Annotated in this window: 16 protein-coding genes; 14 read left to right on the top strand and 2 right to left on the bottom strand. The window is 61.0% G+C overall.

Annotated features, from left to right (window positions below; all coding sequences use genetic code 11):
• Positions 1-284 precede the first annotated feature (284 nt).
• The 8 genes from nikB (at position 285) to ADJ70_RS11105 (ending at position 7,681) form a co-directional block, all read left to right on the top strand.
• Entirely contained in the window at positions 285-1,253 is a 969-nt protein-coding gene (nikB, locus tag ADJ70_RS11140; RefSeq protein WP_050341468.1) for a nickel ABC transporter permease, read from the top strand.
• Complete coding sequence (locus tag ADJ70_RS11135) at positions 1,250-2,239, top strand: ABC transporter permease (RefSeq protein ID WP_083443979.1); 990 nt, start codon at positions 1,250-1,252, stop codon at positions 2,237-2,239. Before nikB ends, ADJ70_RS11135 begins: the two co-directional genes overlap by 4 nt.
• Before the next feature lie 22 nt (positions 2,240-2,261).
• Positions 2,262-3,869, top strand: a complete 1,608-nt coding sequence (locus tag ADJ70_RS11130) for an ABC transporter substrate-binding protein (RefSeq protein WP_172674498.1) — start codon at positions 2,262-2,264, stop codon at positions 3,867-3,869.
• Positions 3,870-3,890: 21 nt separating this feature from the next.
• Positions 3,891-4,685 carry an ABC transporter ATP-binding protein gene (locus ADJ70_RS11125; RefSeq protein ID WP_050341464.1) on the top strand — a complete coding sequence of 265 codons (795 nt, stop codon included), beginning with the start codon at positions 3,891-3,893 and terminating at the stop codon, positions 4,683-4,685.
• Positions 4,682-5,455 carry an ABC transporter ATP-binding protein gene (locus ADJ70_RS11120; protein WP_050341462.1) on the top strand — a complete coding sequence of 258 codons (774 nt, stop codon included), beginning with the start codon at positions 4,682-4,684 and terminating at the stop codon, positions 5,453-5,455. Before ADJ70_RS11125 ends, ADJ70_RS11120 begins: the two co-directional genes overlap by 4 nt.
• 427 nt (positions 5,456-5,882) lie before the next feature.
• Entirely contained in the window at positions 5,883-6,296 is a 414-nt protein-coding gene (locus tag ADJ70_RS11115; protein WP_050341461.1) for an EamA family transporter, read from the top strand.
• 58 nt (positions 6,297-6,354) lie between these two features.
• The gene (locus ADJ70_RS15570) at positions 6,355-7,002 is read left to right on the top strand and encodes a sugar O-acetyltransferase (protein ID WP_083443978.1); all 648 of its coding nucleotides are present in this window, start codon (positions 6,355-6,357) and stop codon (positions 7,000-7,002) included.
• A gap of 199 nt (positions 7,003-7,201) precedes the next feature.
• The gene (locus tag ADJ70_RS11105; RefSeq protein ID WP_050341459.1) at positions 7,202-7,681 is read left to right on the top strand and encodes a MarR family winged helix-turn-helix transcriptional regulator; all 480 of its coding nucleotides are present in this window, start codon (positions 7,202-7,204) and stop codon (positions 7,679-7,681) included.
• 64 nt (positions 7,682-7,745) lie between these two features.
• On the opposite strand, the gene ADJ70_RS11100 is transcribed toward ADJ70_RS11105, so the two are convergent.
• Positions 7,746-9,227, bottom strand: coding sequence for an LCP family protein (locus tag ADJ70_RS11100; protein WP_050341458.1), 1,482 nt, complete (start codon positions 9,225-9,227; stop codon positions 7,746-7,748).
• Positions 9,228-9,473: 246 nt separating this feature from the next.
• Between ADJ70_RS11100 and guaA the strand changes: the two genes are divergently transcribed.
• The 4 genes from guaA (at position 9,474) to ADJ70_RS11080 (ending at position 13,046) form a co-directional block, all read left to right on the top strand.
• Complete coding sequence (gene guaA / locus ADJ70_RS11095) at positions 9,474-11,063, top strand: glutamine-hydrolyzing GMP synthase (protein ID WP_050341456.1); 1,590 nt, start codon at positions 9,474-9,476, stop codon at positions 11,061-11,063.
• Between the two features lie 126 nt (positions 11,064-11,189).
• Complete coding sequence (locus tag ADJ70_RS11090; RefSeq protein WP_050341454.1) at positions 11,190-11,846, top strand: type IV toxin-antitoxin system AbiEi family antitoxin domain-containing protein; 657 nt, start codon at positions 11,190-11,192, stop codon at positions 11,844-11,846.
• Complete coding sequence (locus tag ADJ70_RS11085; RefSeq protein WP_172674497.1) at positions 11,846-12,733, top strand: nucleotidyl transferase AbiEii/AbiGii toxin family protein; 888 nt, start codon at positions 11,846-11,848, stop codon at positions 12,731-12,733. The genes ADJ70_RS11090 and ADJ70_RS11085 overlap by 1 nt, the downstream gene beginning before the upstream one ends.
• 7 nt (positions 12,734-12,740) lie before the next feature.
• Positions 12,741-13,046: a TfoX/Sxy family protein gene (locus ADJ70_RS11080; protein WP_050341450.1), complete on the top strand. Its 306-nt coding sequence runs from the start codon at positions 12,741-12,743 to the stop codon at positions 13,044-13,046.
• 951 nt (positions 13,047-13,997) lie between these two features.
• On the opposite strand, the gene ADJ70_RS11075 is transcribed toward ADJ70_RS11080, so the two are convergent.
• The gene (locus tag ADJ70_RS11075) at positions 13,998-14,423 is read right to left on the bottom strand and encodes a helix-turn-helix domain-containing protein (protein WP_083443977.1); all 426 of its coding nucleotides are present in this window, start codon (positions 14,421-14,423) and stop codon (positions 13,998-14,000) included.
• Positions 14,424-14,534: 111 nt separating this feature from the next.
• Between ADJ70_RS11075 and ADJ70_RS11070 the strand changes: the two genes are divergently transcribed.
• Both ADJ70_RS11070 and ADJ70_RS11065 read left to right on the top strand, forming a co-directional pair.
• Positions 14,535-15,545: a site-specific integrase gene (locus ADJ70_RS11070; protein ID WP_253273188.1), complete on the top strand. Its 1,011-nt coding sequence runs from the start codon at positions 14,535-14,537 to the stop codon at positions 15,543-15,545.
• On the top strand, positions 15,545-15,913 hold the full coding sequence (locus ADJ70_RS11065; protein ID WP_157051519.1) for a DUF1778 domain-containing protein: 369 nt from the start codon (positions 15,545-15,547) through the stop codon (positions 15,911-15,913). Before ADJ70_RS11070 ends, ADJ70_RS11065 begins: the two co-directional genes overlap by 1 nt.
• Positions 15,914-15,944: the final 31 nt, after the last annotated feature.

Genomic DNA, 15,944 nt, shown 5'->3' with positions numbered 1-15,944 from the left:
CCCCAGGGGAAGCCTGTGATAGCGTGGTCTACAGCCTCTGGCAGCACAGGAGGCCATGCTAGGTGATGCAGGCTCCTTGGAGCCTGCACTCAGGGTAAGCCTCGTGCAGGTGGACTCGTGCAGGCGGCAGGATAGCGTGGCCTCCTTATGGGCTGGGTGCGTCCTCTACAGAGACTTTCAAGTGCCCGTCGCTCAGGCTGTAAGACAGCGGGATCGATGGTACGGTACGACCGCCGTCTTGTCGCGTCCGCAGCATCCATTCACGAAGGGACGGGGCGGTTCTGGTGAGAAACTACATCGTTCGGCGGCTCGTCCAGCTCATACCCATCCTCATTGGCATCACACTGTTGTCGTTCGCCCTGATGCACGTCGCGGGTGGCGATGCCGTGACAGCGGCGCTGGAAAAACAGGGTGTCGTGGTGTCGCAGGAGCTCATCGACGCCAAGCGCCACGAGCTGGGGCTCGACCGGCCGTTCTTGCTGCAATACTGGGACTGGCTGGTGGGCATGGTCACGGGCAACCTCGGCGTGAGCTACGTCTCGGGCAAAGACGTGTTCGCCACGTTCGCGTCCAAGCTTCCCGCCACCATCTTGCTCACCCTGAGCTCGGTCATCGTGACCGTCCTCGTGGCGGTGCCATTGGGCATCGTGTCTGCGGTCAAGCGCAACAAGCTCACCGACTACCTCATACGCACGCTCAGTTTCGTGGGCAACTCGCTACCAAACTTCTTCGTGGCGCTGCTCTTAATATATGTCTTCTCGATTCAGCTAGGCTGGCTCCCGGTGCTGTCGTCGTCCATCGGATCATCGGGCGTGGCGTCGCTGTCTTTTGCTGGCACTGTGATGCCCACCGCGACGTTGGGCATCGCCATGGCATCCAAGTACACGCGCCAGATTCGCGCGACGGTCCTCGACGAGCTGGACAAGCCCTACGTAGAGGGGGCGCGTGCCCGTGGCGTGCCCGAGCGCACCATCCTGGCCAAGGACGTGCTGAGGAGCTGCATGGTCATGATAGTCACGCTCCTCGCCTTGTCTGTTGGCGACCTGTTGGGCGGCACGGTCATCGTCGAGACTATCTTCCAGTGGGATGGCGTGGGCAAGCTGGCTGTCGACTCGATCACGATGCGTGATTACCCGATGATCCAGGCCTATGTGGTGTGGATGGCCACCATCTATGTGGTGGTCAACCTGACGGCTGACCTGCTGTACCATCGCCTTGACCCGCGCGTGCGGTTGGAGGGCGATGCGGCATGACGGGCGCTGAGCGCGTGGTGTCGGCAACTCCCGTGCGGGCTCAGGTCATCCGCCATGAGAGCACGACCCTGAGGCTGGCGGTGCTTGTGGCCTTGGCGGCCGCTGTGGTCCTCGTCGCGGCGCTTGCCAGCCTCATCGTGCCTTGCGACCCCTATGCGCAGGACCTCTCGATGGCCTTGCGGGCCCCTGGCCCGGGCCATCTCTTGGGTACCGACCGTTATGGGCGCGATCTGCTGTCACGTATCATTATGGGTGGCCAGTCGTCCATCTTCTCGACCTTCGCCCTGGTCACGCTCGTCTCTGTCATCGGGACCTCGGTGGGTGTTGCCTGTGGATGGCGCGGCGGTGTGCTGGACACGGTGCTCATGCGTGCCTCTGATGTCTTCCTGGCCTTTCCCGGCTTGGTGTTCGCTCTGGCCGTGGCCGGGGTGCTCGGCGGAGGCATGCAGAATGCCGTCATTGCGCTTGCGGCCATATCGTGGCCCAAGTACGCGCGGATCGCCCGTGGCTTGACCCTGGCCCAGAAGGACGCGACATACCTGGCAGCGACGCGGCTCTCTGCCTGTACCGACGCCCAGCTGATATTTCGCCATATCCTGCACAACATCGCAGGCCCCATCCTGGTCACCGCCATGCTGGACATCGGAACCATGATGATGGAGCTTGCGGGGCTGTCGTTTCTGGGCCTCGGTGCGCAGCCGCCCTTGGCCGAGTGGGGCTCGATGATGAGTGGCAACCGCAACCTGCTGCAGACCGCGCCGTGGACGATTCTTGCCCCAGGCGTAGCCATCTTCGTCACCGTGATGATCTTCAACCTGTTAGGAGACACCATCCGCGACTGGATCGACCCGGCCCACCGCACGACGCACAGGGGTGGCCGGGGCCAGCTTGGGCCGCTGTGTGGCGTGAGGGCCCACGGGGGCGCGGGTATCAGTGCCGACTCGCCGGATGCTGACGCATCGGGTGTGAGGAGTCAAGTCAAGTGAGGCCAGAGAGAAAGGAATGGCGATGAAGGCGATCACGAAGAAGAGAAATGGACTGGGGCTTCTTGCCGTCATGCTTGCCTGCTTGGTGGCCTGCGCGATGGCGCTTAGCGCGTGTGGCGGGTCCTCGACGGGCGGAGCGCCCGGCCAACCAGGCTCATCCGGATCGGGCGGAAAGACGTTTGTGTACGGGACGACCGGCTATGGGACGCAGATGGATGACGCCGGCCTGAACCCGCACGACACCTATTCGGGCTGGAGTGCCGTTCGCTATGGTGTGGGAGAGACGCTGTTCAAGTTCAGCGACTCGATGCAACCCGAGCCATGGCTGGCCACCGGCTATGAGTTTACCAGCGACACTACGTGCAAAATCACCCTGCGCGACGACGTGGACTTCTCGTCAGGTCGTCACATGACGGCGACGGCGGTCAAGGAGTGCCTGGATGACCTGATTGCCGTGCATGATCGCGCACCGGCTGACACCAAGATATCGAACGTCGAGGCGGATGACGCGAGCAACGCCATCACCATCACGACCAGCGAGCCGTGCCCAGCGCTTATCAACTACCTGAGCGACCCGTACGGCGCCATCATCGACATGCAGGCAGGCGTCAGCCCCGACGGTAACGTCAGTGGCACGGGCCCGTACATGGCGAGCTCGGTGTCCGACACCGAGATCACACTGACCAAGAACGAGCACTACTGGAATGGCACGCCCAAGATGGACAGGGTGATCGTGCGTGCCATCACCGACGGCGACACGCTGACCAGCGCCTTGCAGTCAGGCGAGATACACGCCTCGTACGGTCTGCCGTACGCCAGCTACGCGCTGTTCAAGGACGGCGGCAGGTACACTATCAACAGCTGCGACACCAGTCGCGTGTTCTTTGGCCAGATGAACTACGCCTCGCCCGTCATGCAAGACGACGCCGTGCGCAAGGCCATCTGCCAGGGCATTGACCGCCAGGGATTCGTTGACACGCTGCTGAGCGGCCGTGGCTCCAAGGCGACGGGCCCGTTCCCCGACGAGTTCGCCTTCGGTGATGCCACGGTGAGAGCGGAGGACTTTGACCCCGAAGCCGCCAAGGCGACGCTCGAGGCCGCAGGCTGGGTGGACTCCGATGGCGATGGCGTCCGCGAGCGTGACGGCCAGAGGCTGACCGTCCGCTGGCTAACCTACCCGGGCCGTATGGAACTGCCGCTTCTGGCCGAGTCGGTGCAGTCCACGCTGGGGGCCATTGGCTTTGACGTGCAGGTGAACAGCACGGCCAACCACACCACAATACGCAAGGACGCGACGGCATGGGACGTGTACGCAAGCGCCCTCGTGAGCGCCCCCACGGGTGACCCCGAGTACTTCTTTGGCACCCACGTCATCCAAGGCGTCTCCGCCAACTACGGCGGCTACCATAATGCCAAGATCGATACCCTGTACCGGCAGCTGCATGAGGAGTTCGACAGCGCCAAGCGCGCCGAACTGGGCACGCAGATGACGCAGCAGGTCTTGGACGACCATGGCATGGTGTTCGTATCGCACCTGACGATGGGCATCGTTTCTGACGCCAGGGTGTCGGGCATGCGACCACATCCGTGCGACTACTACGAGATAACCGTCGATCTAGACATGACATAGCGGACGGGGAGCACTGTGGACATGAGTGTCCCGTTGCTCGCATTCGAACACACCGACGTCTCGTACGGCGGGTTTCTCGCCGTGCGAGACGTGTGCGCCACGCTTGGTGCCGGACGCATCTTGGGCGTCGTGGGTGAGTCGGGAAGCGGGAAGAGCACGCTGATCAGGGCGGCAATGGGGCTTCTGGGGTCTGCGGGCGCCGTCACGCGTGGCGACATCCTGTACGAGGGGCGCAGTCTGGTGGACATGCCCGCGCGCGAGCTACGTGCCCTGTGCGGCAGTGAGCTGGGCATGGTGTTCCAGGACTGCCTAGCTGCGCTCACGCCCACCCGCACCATTGCCAGCCAGGTACGTGAGATGGCGCGCGCCCACGGGCACAGCTCAGACGCTGAGACCTTGGGGCGGGCGAGGGACCTTTTGGGACGGATGAACGTCGCTGACCCCGCTCGCATACTGGGCAGCTATCCCTTTGAGCTGTCTGGTGGCTTGGGACAGCGTGTGGGCATCGCCATGGCCATGCTCATGCGTCCCAAGCTGCTGTTTGCCGACGAACCTACCAGTGCGCTTGACGTGGTGTCGCAAAAGCAGGTGGTTGGTGAGCTCGCGCGGGTGCGCAGCGAGCTGGGCTGCGCCATCGTGGTCGTCACCCACAACATTGCCGTGGTGCGTATGCTCGCTGACGACGTGCTGGTGCTCAGGGACGGCCATGTCGTTGAGCAGGGGCCTGCCGACCAGCTGCTGTCGCACCCTCGACAGCCCTACACGGTCGAGCTGTTGGATGCCGCCCCCCGTCTTCATAAGGAGTCGTGCCCATGAGCGATGCGGACAGAGTGCCCGTCCTGGCCGTGCGCGACCTGTGTCGTGTGTTCAGGCGCAAGGGATTCGATGACGCGGTGGCTGTTGAGGGTGCTAGCTTCGAGGTGTATGCCGGCGAGTGCGTTGGCCTTGTGGGCGAGTCGGGCAGCGGAAAGTCGACCATCGCGCGCATGGTCACGCGTCTAATTGACATCACGAGTGGACAGGTGCTGCTATGTGGGCGTGACATCACGCGTGTGAGGGGTGCTAAGCGACGGGCCGTGTATGAGTCGGTACAGATGGTCTTCCAGGATCCCGCAGGCTCGTTCGACCCACGGCGCACCTTGGGTGCGGGCATCATAGAGGGGCCCAGGAACTGCGGCGTCGATGCCAGCGAGGCTCGAAGGCGTGCCCTTGACCTGCTTGCGCGCTGCGACTTGCCCAAGGATATGATGGATCGCTACCCGCGCGAGGTTAGCGGTGGCCAGTGTCAACGTGCCGCCATCGCGCGGGCCTTGGCCATGCAGCCCGATCTGCTGGTCTGCGATGAGGCCACCAGCGCCCTAGACGTGACGGTACAAAGGCAGATAGTCCAGCTCTTGGACGACATCCGGCGCGACACCGGTATGGCCCTGCTGTTCATCTGTCATGACCTGGCTCTGGTCAGCCAGATCTGCGATCGCGTGGTGGTCATGGGCCAGCACCGTGTCGTCGAGGTCGGTCCCACTGTCGATGTCATCAACAACCCCCAGAGCGAGCACACCAGACGGCTGCTCGCGGCCGTGCTGTAGCGCTCGTCCCATTGCGAGCGTGGCGCTCGCTCCATCGCGAAGTGAGTGGTTTTTCGCCCAAAACAGCGGATAAGAAATACCTGAAAATCCCGTTTACGCAGGTAGAGGACCTACTGAATAAAACATCGAAGTGAGTGGATCACTCACTTCGCGAACGGGAGTGAGTGGATCACTCACTTCGCGAACGGGAGTGAGTGGATCACTCACTTCGCGACAGAGATCCGATCCATCGCCGACCGAAGGAGACGTATACTCTTGCGGAAGATGCTCGTTGGCCGTCAGCATAGACGCGCGGCGCCGGATTCGCCGGGTCCTCTGTGATGCGGCCTGGCACCGTGCGGCGGGGCGGCGGCGTGTTTCGAGTGAGGGCGTGTGATGTGCCATGGGGCGAGCTATGTCGGAAAGCGCGAGAGAGGGGCGGGCGGGCATGTGGTTCGCGTTCGCACTGGGCTCGGCCGTGTTCGCGGCCCTGACGGCGATCCTTGCCAAGGTAGGAATCGAGGGGGTTGACTCCAACCTCGCCACCGCCGTGAGGACGCTCGTGGTGCTCGTGATGGCTTGGGCTATCGTCCTTGTGACGGGGGTCCAAGGCGGGCTTGCGTCCATCAGTGCCAAAAGCTGGATCTTCCTTGTTTTGTCGGGGCTTGCGACGGGGGCGTCGTGGCTTTGCTACTACCGTGCCCTGCAGTTGGGGCAGGCATCCCTTGTTGTTCCTATCGACAAGCTCTCGCTGGTCATCACCCTCGTGCTGGCAGTAGTCCTTCTCCGCGAGCAGCTGACGGCGCGGGGTGTGGTGGGCGCCGTCCTCGTCACGGTCGGCGCGATCGTGATGGTCACGTGACTGAGGTCACAGAACGGTGGGTGGTTGATGCGGATGTGACAAAAGGGGGAGAAACCGCATGATCGACAGCGTCAGCACAGGCAGCGACGGGGGAGGCGACACCGCGCTCGGTGGCAGGGGTGCGCGCGAGCGCAGGGATGCGGGCCTGTGGTATGACGCCAACTACGACGAGGGGCTTGCTGCGGCGACCCTGCGTGCCAAGGACCTCGCCTTCGACTACAACCACGCTCGCCCGAGTGATGAGGCAAGCCGCGCGAGGATCCTGCACGAGCTGATAGGCCATCTTGGCGAGCATGTGACCATCCACTCCCCATTTCACGTTGACTATGGGGATAACGTCTCCATCGGGGACTGGACGTTCATCAACCACGGCGCCTACCTCATGGACGGGGCAACCATCACCATCGGGTGCCACTGCTTTATCGGGCCAGGCTTCGGTGCCTACACGGCGCAGCATCCCCTTGACGTCGAACAGCGCAGGCTGGGCCTCGAGCGCGCGCTTCTCATCAGTGTCGGTGACGACTGCTGGATCGGCGCGAACGTCTCGGTGATGCCCGGCGTGACCATAGGCGCAGGCTGCGTCATCGCTGCCGGTAGCTTGGTGACCAAGGATGTTCCGGCAGGGCATCTGGCCATGGGCATGCCCTGCAGGCCCGTCCGCAGGATCACGGGGGCTGATAGGATCTTGTCCGATGGTTTGCGGTAGAGCTGTGTCCGCTGGATGGCATGACCAGGGGCTCGCCTGTGTGGGGTGTCGCCTGCGGGCGACGCACCTACGACATGCGCGTGTGCTTGTAGTGACTTCGTGACCTCTGCAGTATAACTAACGGTAAAAGCTATAACCTAGGTATATTTACTAATAGTAATAGTAGCTCATGAACATATGAGAGGAGGATGTGAGGCCCATGTGGACAAGGGACACACCCATGAGTCCCGAGGAGCGCATCACCGTCTTGATGGGCGCTTTGGATAGGCTGCTGGGTCAGAGGCAGACGAACGTCTCACGTGGTGAGATGGGCGTACTCGGCTTCCTGAGCCAGCATGGTGCGGTATCACCGACGGACCTTGCCGAGAGTCTCAACGTGACCACCGCACGTATCGCGAACACGCTCAAGGCACTCGAGCGCAAGGGATTCATCCAAAGGAAGATCAATCCCGATGACAGGCGTGGCGTCATCGTCCGCATCACCCCAGAGGGCCAGCGCTTTGGCGAGGAGCAGTACAGGACTGCCGTCGCGGGCGTCAAAGACCTTCTTGCCGCACTCACAGAGGATGAGCGATCCCAGCTTGCGGGTCTTGTCGAGAAGCTTGTGGCGACTGCCGCAGAGGCGAGGGGAGTTGCGCTCCCACCATTGCCCATGCAAGGTCTCGATCGTCCGGCATAACTACCTGTTCGAGATCCGTCTGTCCGAGATGTTCGGGTGTTTGAGATGCCCGGACCGCCTGGTCTTAGTACTTGTCGGTGCCGAGAATGACCACCACGTTCACGTTCGTGCTGTGGCCACCGTTGTTGGCCTCTATCTTGATGTCTCCCCCGAGGACCTCGGCAACGCCTCTGGCGCTTGCCATGCTTGCGTCGCCGTTGTATATGATCCGCGTGGTTCCCGATGTGGCCGTGGCGGAACTCGCGGTCGTCGTGAAGCCCTTCTCCTGCAGTTCGCCCGAGACCTTACGTGCGGCGCCGTCGGTTGAGCTGGCGTTGAGCACCTGGACGCTGCCCGTGTAACTTGGTGCGTCGTTGCCGTAGCTACCCTCTCCTGGTTTGGGCTTGCTGGCGGTCGGGCCGGCATTGCCTTCGCTGGTGTTGGAGGATTGGTTGTCGGAATCCTTCACCGAGACTCCCTTTGAGGGATCGTCCGAATCCTTCGCGTACGGTGAGAGTCCTTGGCCGACGCGCTGCATCATAGTCTGCCAGGCCTTGGTGTTGCAGATCTCGTACCAGGTGTCGTTCCTGTACTCGGAGGTCGTGGGCTCCATGCCGGTCATGATGTCCTCATCCACGTTCATGTCTCTGAACTGCGTCGCCAGCGCGGCGATGGAGCCCGCGTCCATGTCCGTGTTCACCATTTCCGCCATCGCGGTGACGGTGTTGACCATGGTGGCCGGGTCGCTCGCCATGAGCTTCTTGACGACGGCCATGATGACCGAGCGCTGGTTGGCGGCACGGTACAGGTCGCCATCCCCATAGTTGTCGTAGGCGTGGCGGGCGCGGCTGAGGAGTGCGGCCGTCGTTCCGTTGATGGTCTGCTCGCCTGCGGGCAAATCGAGGCCCGTGTACTCGGGATCCTTGACGGGGACGGGCAGGTTGACGGTGATGCCGCCCACGGCGTCGACCACCTTGGCCATGCCGTCCATGTCAACCTCGGCGTAATGGGATATATCCACACCCGCAAATTGGGCTATTACCTTTGTGGCGTATCTTGCACCGCCGATGGAATAGGCATCATTGATCTTACGCTGGCCATGAGAGTCAAGGTTGACGAGGGTGTCGCGATGGATGGAGACGAGCGTGACCTTCTTATCTTGCGGATCAATGCGCGCGAGCATGATGGAGTCTGAGCGGTAGGCGCTGTCATCTGTTCCGTAGTCTGAGCTTCCGGTACGGTCCTCGTCCTTATCGATGCCAAGAAGCAGCATGTAGAACGGCTTGCCTGCCTCGGTTGGGACTAAGACGTCGCCGAGGTTCCTATCAAGCCCGTCGTTGAGCTGGCCATTGATATAGTGGATGTACCCTGCGACCGCTCCACTGGCGACCAAGACCATAACGAGAACGCCGATAAGTACGTTGCGCAGGATGTGGTGGCGGCTGACCTTGCGACGCTTCCCGACGTAGCGGTCAGTCGACAGAGCGCTGTTACGTGAAAGACTCTCCATGTCGGCTGCAAGGGCATCGTTCAGATTCTCGCCATCGGTATTGTTGTGACGCGCCAAAGTACGTTCCTTTCCTTCTTCCTCCCACAGCAGTGTCTAGACTTCATGGTGGGGGGTAGCAGGGCAGAGCCTAACTAGTTAATAGTAAACGCCAACCACACTCCCCGCATGAAGTACACAAAGGGCATCTCACGGCAGCTCCTGTCTGACCGTGTGCTTGTGCGGGAGGGACATGGGCGCAAGCCTTTGATCACGTGAGACGCTATGATGTGAACGACAGGGATTTCATGTAGAGAGGGACGTCACATGCAAGGTTCCAGACCTCGGCAGTTTGTAGCCGTGCTCGATTTTGGTGCCCAGTACGGGCAGCTCATAGCCCGCCGCGTGCGTGACCTCCACGTGTATTCGGAGATCGTGCCCTGTGGCATCCCAGCGGCAAAGCTTGCCGCCATGAGGCCTTCCGCGATTATCCTCTCCGGTGGTCCTGCGAGCGTGTACGCAAAGGGCGCGCCACAGATCGACCGAGGAGTGCTCGAGCTTGGCGTTCCTGTGCTTGGCTTCTGCTATGGCCAGCAGATCATGGCTGTCGCGCTCGGTGGGCGGGTGGGACACACCGAGAGGGGCGAGTACGGTCCGGCGAGGCTGCGTCGTCAGGGGTCGTCGCGCATCTTGGGTGACACGCCTGCCGAGCAGACCGTGTGGATGAGCCATCGCGATGCGGTGAGCGAAGTTCCCGATGGCTTCGTGGTCACTGCCTCGACCGATGGCTGTCCTGTCGCCGCCATGGAGGACGCCGGTCGCAGGCTCTTTGCGACGCAGTTTCATCCTGAGGTCAGGCACACCGAGCATGGCACAAGGATGCTTCGGAACTTCCTGTTCGATGTCTGCGGACTTAAGCCCAACTGGACCATGGAGGACGTCGTGCAGGGCATGGTCGATGCGATACGCGCACAGGTTGGCAGTGACCGCATGATCCTGGCACTTTCGGGCGGCGTTGACTCCAGCGTGGTGGCCGCACTGTGCGCACGGGCAATTGGAAAGCAGCTGACCTGCGTATTCGTGAACCACGGCTTGCTTCGCAAGGGTGAGCCCGAACAGGTGGAGGAGGTCTTTACCACACAGTTCGACATAGACTTCGTGCACGTGCACGCCGAGGGGCGCTACGCGAGGCTCCTGAGCGGCGTGGTCGATCCCGAGCAGAAGCGTCGCATCATCGGCACACAGTTCTGGGAGGAGTTCTTTGCCGTTGCCCAGAGGACGGGAGGAGTGAGGTACCTTGCGCAGGGCACGATCTATCCTGACATCATAGAGTCGGGTGCTCGCAAGACGAGCGGGCAAGCAGCCACCATCAAGAGTCACCATAACCTGATTCCCTTCCCTCAGGGAGTGCGCTTTGACCTGATCGAGCCCCTTGACCACCTCTTCAAGGATGAGGTGCGTGCACTCGGAGAGGCGCTGGGGTTGCCCAGCCATATTGTGCATCGCCAACCCTTCCCTGGTCCGGGTCTTGCGATTCGCATTATCGGCGAGGTGACGCCCGAGAAGCTCGAGATTCTGCGCGATGCCGACGCCATCGTGCGCGAGGAGATCGACGCCTACAACCGCCGACTCTTCGACGAGACGGGCGTGCGGGACTCTGAGCGCAGTGTGTGGCAGTATTTTGCGGTGCTGCCCGACATCAGGAGCGTGGGCGTCATGGGAGACGAGCGCACCTATGCGCGGCCGGTGATCCTGCGTGCGGTCGAGAGCAGCGACGCCATGACCGCCGACTGGGCGAAGTTGCCCTACGAGCTGCTGGGCAAGATCTCCAGCCGGATCGTGGCCGAGGTTCCTGGCGTCAACCGCGTGGCGTACGACATCACGAGCAAGCCGCCCGCGACTATTGAGTGGGAATAGTATCGTATTTAGCATTTGCTAGCAGGAACTGTCATCGAGCGTTATTTCGTGCAGTTTCTTGCATCAATAACACCCGACTAAAGATTATAGTGTTGCAATTGTAGGGTTATAGCCTACAATTGCAACATGAGTAATTCGAACCACATAGAGGCTATCGCACAACTCTCGGAATCCGAGAGCGTCTTCACTACGGCGCAGGCGAGACGCATGGGCATCCCCCGCGATGCCCTGCACGATGCAGTCGAGTCCGGCCGCATCGAGAGGATCGTGCGCGGAGCCTACCGTATGATCGGCTCTGGCTCATCCTTCACTGACGAGCTCGCAGCGATATGGAAGCTTACCGAGCCGGCGAAGTTCACTCACGAGAGGCTGCATGCCTCCGAGTGGGACGGCATCGTTGTCGGGGGATCCACCGCATCGGCTCTTCTCGAGATAGGCGACCTCCACCTCTCGCCATACCGGCTCTACGCCCCCAAGAGGATAAATACGAGGAACCCGTCAGCGAGCTTCGCAAAGCGCACGGTGCCCCGAATCGACGTGATGTTTTCCCACGGCCTGCCGGTGACTCGGCCTGAGCGCACCGTGTTCGACCTCGTCGTGGACGACGAGGACTTGTCTTTGATCGCCGACGTGTTGAAGGATGCATGGCATGCAAACCGCGACTTCGACTTTAAAAGGCTCGCCGGCCTCCTGAGAAACCACTACGAAGAAGCGAGAGCAGAAAGCCTCTACCGAGGCCTTCTGGAGGATTCGGGCCTGAGGGATAAGGAGGGGACGCCATAATGTACAAAAGCGCCGCTGCTCTGGAAATGGCGGTCAAGGCCGCTGCTTTATCATCTCCCCTCAACACGAGCAGGGCCATCTCCTCCTTCTATTTCCACCGGTTCCTCTGCCGCGTGTTCGCCGGCGGTAACGATGCGTTTGTCCTCAAAGGCGGCCAGTCGATGCTCGCTCGCACGATCGATGCGAGGGCGACGCGCGACATCGACCTGCTGGCGACAAGGGGCGACCTCGACGAAGCGCTCCGAAGCCTTATCGGACTGGCGCAGGAGAATATGGATGACTTCGTCACTTTCGAGTTCGCCGGATCGAGGCCCATCAAGGCCGAAGACGAATACCGCAGCGGCCTCTCCGTGAGGTTCATCCCCATCATCGGCTCAAAGCGCATGCAGCAGATTGCGATCGACCTCGTCATCGAAGAAATTCCCCTCGAGGACACAGAGCTCATTGCACCCGTGGACAGAATCGACATTGAGGGGCTGCAGACTTGCGACTATCTCGTCTACCCCGTGGAGAATGCATTGGCAGACAAGCTTTGCGCCTTGGCTGAAAAGCACGGCGGAAGAGTATCCTCGCGAGTGAAAGACCTGGTCGACATTGCAATCTACGCGACGACGTGCTCCATCAATGGAGATAAGTTGCAGAAATGCGTGCATCGCGAAGCAGCCGTCCGAAGGGTAGCCCTGCCGAAATCCTTCGCCATTCCCGAAGGCTGGGATGAATCCCATGAGGGGCGGTTCGAGAAGATGTGCTTGCAGACGGGATTAGCTGATTCGTTTTGGAGCATTGACGCGTCGGCTAAGCTCGCCCGCAGACTTTTCGACCCCGCTCTTGCCGGTTTGGCAAATGACATGACGTGGAGTCCGCAAAAGACAGCTTGGGAGGAGTAAGATCGCTATGGCAAGCAGCGAAGAATATCTCGAATTCGTCCTTGGTCTGCTGCGGGACGTCCCCTCTGTTACCCATCGGAAGATGATGGGCGAATACCTTCTGTACAGCGAAGGCGTTCTTTTTGGAGGCGTTTACGACGACAGATTTCTGCTGAAGGATATACCTGCAGCCCGCGCCGTGTTCCCGTTAGAGCAAACACCCTACGAGGGAGCTAAGGCCATGCTCCTCGTTGATATTGAAAACCCAAGCGAGATTGCGAGCGTGATTGCCGACATGATACCCGAGGTGAAAAATCCAAAGAAGAGGCGCTGAAACAGCTTTACAAGTGATGCGAGTTCTCACTTTGAACTTGGTTGCCTGCCATCAAGTAACGTTACCGCAGACCAAACCATATATTCTCCAAAGCGTGGACTTACTCCCCAGCAAAGTCAGATAGGATTTTCCAACTCCGATTCCAGCGTGAACTCAGCCGTGTGGCACGTTTCAACATTTCAACAGGTCAGACGTTTACTCCCTAGTAATCTGTATTTATTCTCGGCTATCGCGTGCCAAAGTGGAACTCAGTGTTGAGTTCCGGCTGAATTCCAGTTTTTGGACCATTTCGCGATGCTAGGAATAAATAAAGTCGCTGGCTAGGCATCTCTTTGAGTTCATGCTTCCCTGTTTTGCAACTATCGAGTGGGAGTAGGGAAATAGCCCATTTCATCTGGTCGCATCCTGCACGCCTGGTAGCGGTGGCTAGCAACCAGTGCCCTGTATTGGACGAAGCCACCGGGACTTTTGGGGAGTGACAGACGCGAGAAAGCCCCGAGACCTTCGGATTTCGGGGCTTATTTCATGGGTGTTAACCTGCGGAAATACTCTTCGGTCAACGCTTTGAGGGTGACGCGTTGTGACTCGCTGCCAAGAGAGGCGACTAGATGCCCATAGATGCCAAAGCGAGAAGAGTATTTTCATCGCGTTTCTTGGCCGCAAGCACGTTTTGACCTGAGTCATGTAGTCACCCCGCCTTTTCGGCCTTCCATTTCGCAGAACCGCAGGTAGGAGCGAAGAGTGACAAATCGCCCAAATCAGCGACTTTCGGCGATTTCGGGCCGTTTTTGAGCCCTCCGGAGAGCCGTTTGTCACTCTTCACACTGCGTGAAAGAGGCGATTTCGGGCCCTTTTTAGCCCCCGAAAACCGGCAATAGTAATGCGAGAGTGACGATTCCGTGCAAAGAAAGGGGATGCCGCAGCGTCCCCAGAAGCGCTCTATACCCTGTTCTAGCCCCTGAAGCGAGCCTTCCAGGCCTCGTAGTCGTCCTCGTCGATCTCGCCCGCCGCGAGCTGGTCCCTCATGCGCTTCCACGCCTTGAGGGCCTGCGCGGCCTTCTGTGAGCCGTCCTTTTGAGGGTCGGGCACCACGGCCACGCCGTCTCCGGTGACGACGGGCATGAGGCCGAGCTCCTTCTCGTAGCGGAACAGGACCTCCAGGGCACCCCTGACGCCACTCACGCCTATCTCGCGTATAGAGTCGGCCGAGACGTCCAGGGCCTCCGCGATGCGCTCTATCTGCTGGTCGCCGGGCGTCCTGATGCCGCGCTCGTAGTTGCGGATGGCGGACTCGGTGAGCCCCACCTCGTCCGCGAGCTCCCTCTGCGTCATGCCGCCCTCGTTGCGGTACCTGCGTATGCGCGCGCCTATCGTCATATTTCCTCCTGAAAACGTATGTGTACAGGATATTGCAGCACGCTTCCGTGCGCAATCGATTGACAGCACGAATATGTGCTGTTACTGTACGTGAATATACAGCACAGTATCGTGCTGTATATTCCTAGAAAGACCAAACGCGGCTTCAAGAGCGAGGATGAGGCGTCTGCCTGGGGGGAGGAGTTCTCCTCTGACGCGGAGGGCTCCATAGACTCCACCTTCGCCGCCTTCTACGAGGTCTACGAGGCCGACATGCGCCCGCGCCTGCGCGAGCACACCTGGTACACCAAGAGCTACATGATCGATGGCAAGATCCTGCCGTACTTCAGCAGGATGCGCGTGGACGAGATAGAGCCCATCGACGTGGTGCGCTGGCAGAACCGCCTCATGGCCTACCGCAACGAGAAGGGCGAGCCCTACGCGCCCACGTACCTGCGCTCGGTGAACAACCAGCTCTCCGCCATCTTCAACCACGCCGTGCGCTACTACGGCCTCAAGAGCAACCCCTGCGCGAAGACCACGCGCATGGGCTCGTCCAAGGGCGGCGAGATGCTCTTCTGGACACGCGAGGAGTACCTGCGCTTCGCCGACGCGGTCTCCGACAAGCCTGAGAGCTACTACGCCTTCGAGGTGCTCTACTGGTGCGGCCTGCGTCTGGGCGAGCTTTTGGCCCTCACGCCGGCAGACCTCGACTTCTCGCGCTCCGACCTCAAGGTGACGAAGTCCTACCAGCGCCTGCACGGGCGCGACGTGGTGACGCCGCCCAAGACGCCCAAATCTGTCCGCACCATCGTGATGCCCAAGTTCCTCGCCGACGAGCTCGAGCAGTGGGTAGGCTCGCTTCCCATAGGCGCAGACGAGCGCATCTTCACCTTCACCAAGGCCAAGCTCCACCACGAGCTCGACCGAGGATGCAAGCGCTCGCACGTCAAGCGCATCCGCATCCACGACCTGCGTCACAGCCACGTCTCGCTGCTCATAGAGATGGGCTTCTCCGCCGTGGCCATAGCGGAGCGCCTGGGTCACGAGAGCTCGGACGTGACCTTCCGCTACGCTCACCTCTTTCCCGACAAGCAGGGCGAGATGGCGCGCGCCCTCGACGCGACCAGGGCGGGCATCTGATGGCCTGTCCGAACGACCGCAGGAGGCGGAGCGCCACGGTTGCCTTCCGGATGACGCCGGAGCAGAAGCGCTGGCTCGACCGGGTGGCGGCCGAGAGCGGTATGAGCAAGCAGGACTTCATCATGGCGAGGCTGCACGACGAGGCCATCACCGTGGTGCCGAACATCCGGGTGTACCGCGCCCTGCGCGAGAACATGCTGGAGCTGCTTCGAGAGCTGTCGCGGATACGGGCCGGCGGCACCGTCGACGAGCGTCTGCACGACGAGGTGGAGCGCCTGACCAGGGAGTTCGTCGACCTGCGCGGAGAGGTGGACACCGCCACCGTCAACACCGAGCGCCACGACATCCTCGAGATGAGCCGCCGATAGCCCTGCATGCCTGGCAGAGAGCAGAAACACC

This window comes from Olsenella sp. oral taxon 807 (genome assembly GCF_001189515.2).
Classification (GTDB): domain Bacteria; phylum Actinomycetota; class Coriobacteriia; order Coriobacteriales; family Atopobiaceae; genus Olsenella_F.
Note: the sequence above shows the minus strand (reverse complement) of the source record. Positions and strands in the feature narration are given on the sequence as shown.

Bases quoted from the DNA above. Each gene is read 5' to 3' on its own strand.
- ADJ70_RS11085 (WP_172674497.1), top strand. From the start codon at position 11,846: ATGTACAAAAGCGCCGCTGCTCTGGAAATGGCGGTCAAGGCCGCTGCT.
- guaA (WP_050341456.1), top strand. From the start codon at position 9,474: ATGCAAGGTTCCAGACCTCGGCAGTTTGTAGCCGTGCTCGATTTTGGT.
- ADJ70_RS11080 (WP_050341450.1), top strand. From the start codon at position 12,741: ATGGCAAGCAGCGAAGAATATCTCGAATTCGTCCTTGGTCTGCTGCGG.
- ADJ70_RS11125 (WP_050341464.1), top strand. From the start codon at position 3,891: ATGAGTGTCCCGTTGCTCGCATTCGAACACACCGACGTCTCGTACGGC.
- ADJ70_RS11105 (WP_050341459.1), top strand. From the start codon at position 7,202: ATGTGGACAAGGGACACACCCATGAGTCCCGAGGAGCGCATCACCGTC.
- ADJ70_RS15570 (WP_083443978.1), top strand. From the start codon at position 6,355: ATGATCGACAGCGTCAGCACAGGCAGCGACGGGGGAGGCGACACCGCG.
- ADJ70_RS11120 (WP_050341462.1), top strand. From the start codon at position 4,682: ATGAGCGATGCGGACAGAGTGCCCGTCCTGGCCGTGCGCGACCTGTGT.
- ADJ70_RS11065 (WP_157051519.1), top strand. From the start codon at position 15,545: ATGGCCTGTCCGAACGACCGCAGGAGGCGGAGCGCCACGGTTGCCTTC.
- ADJ70_RS11135 (WP_083443979.1), top strand. From the start codon at position 1,250: ATGACGGGCGCTGAGCGCGTGGTGTCGGCAACTCCCGTGCGGGCTCAG.
- ADJ70_RS11115 (WP_050341461.1), top strand. From the start codon at position 5,883: ATGTGGTTCGCGTTCGCACTGGGCTCGGCCGTGTTCGCGGCCCTGACG.
- ADJ70_RS11075 (WP_083443977.1), bottom strand. From the start codon at position 14,423: ATGACGATAGGCGCGCGCATACGCAGGTACCGCAACGAGGGCGGCATG.
- ADJ70_RS11090 (WP_050341454.1), top strand. From the start codon at position 11,190: ATGAGTAATTCGAACCACATAGAGGCTATCGCACAACTCTCGGAATCC.
- ADJ70_RS11130 (WP_172674498.1), top strand. From the start codon at position 2,262: ATGAAGGCGATCACGAAGAAGAGAAATGGACTGGGGCTTCTTGCCGTC.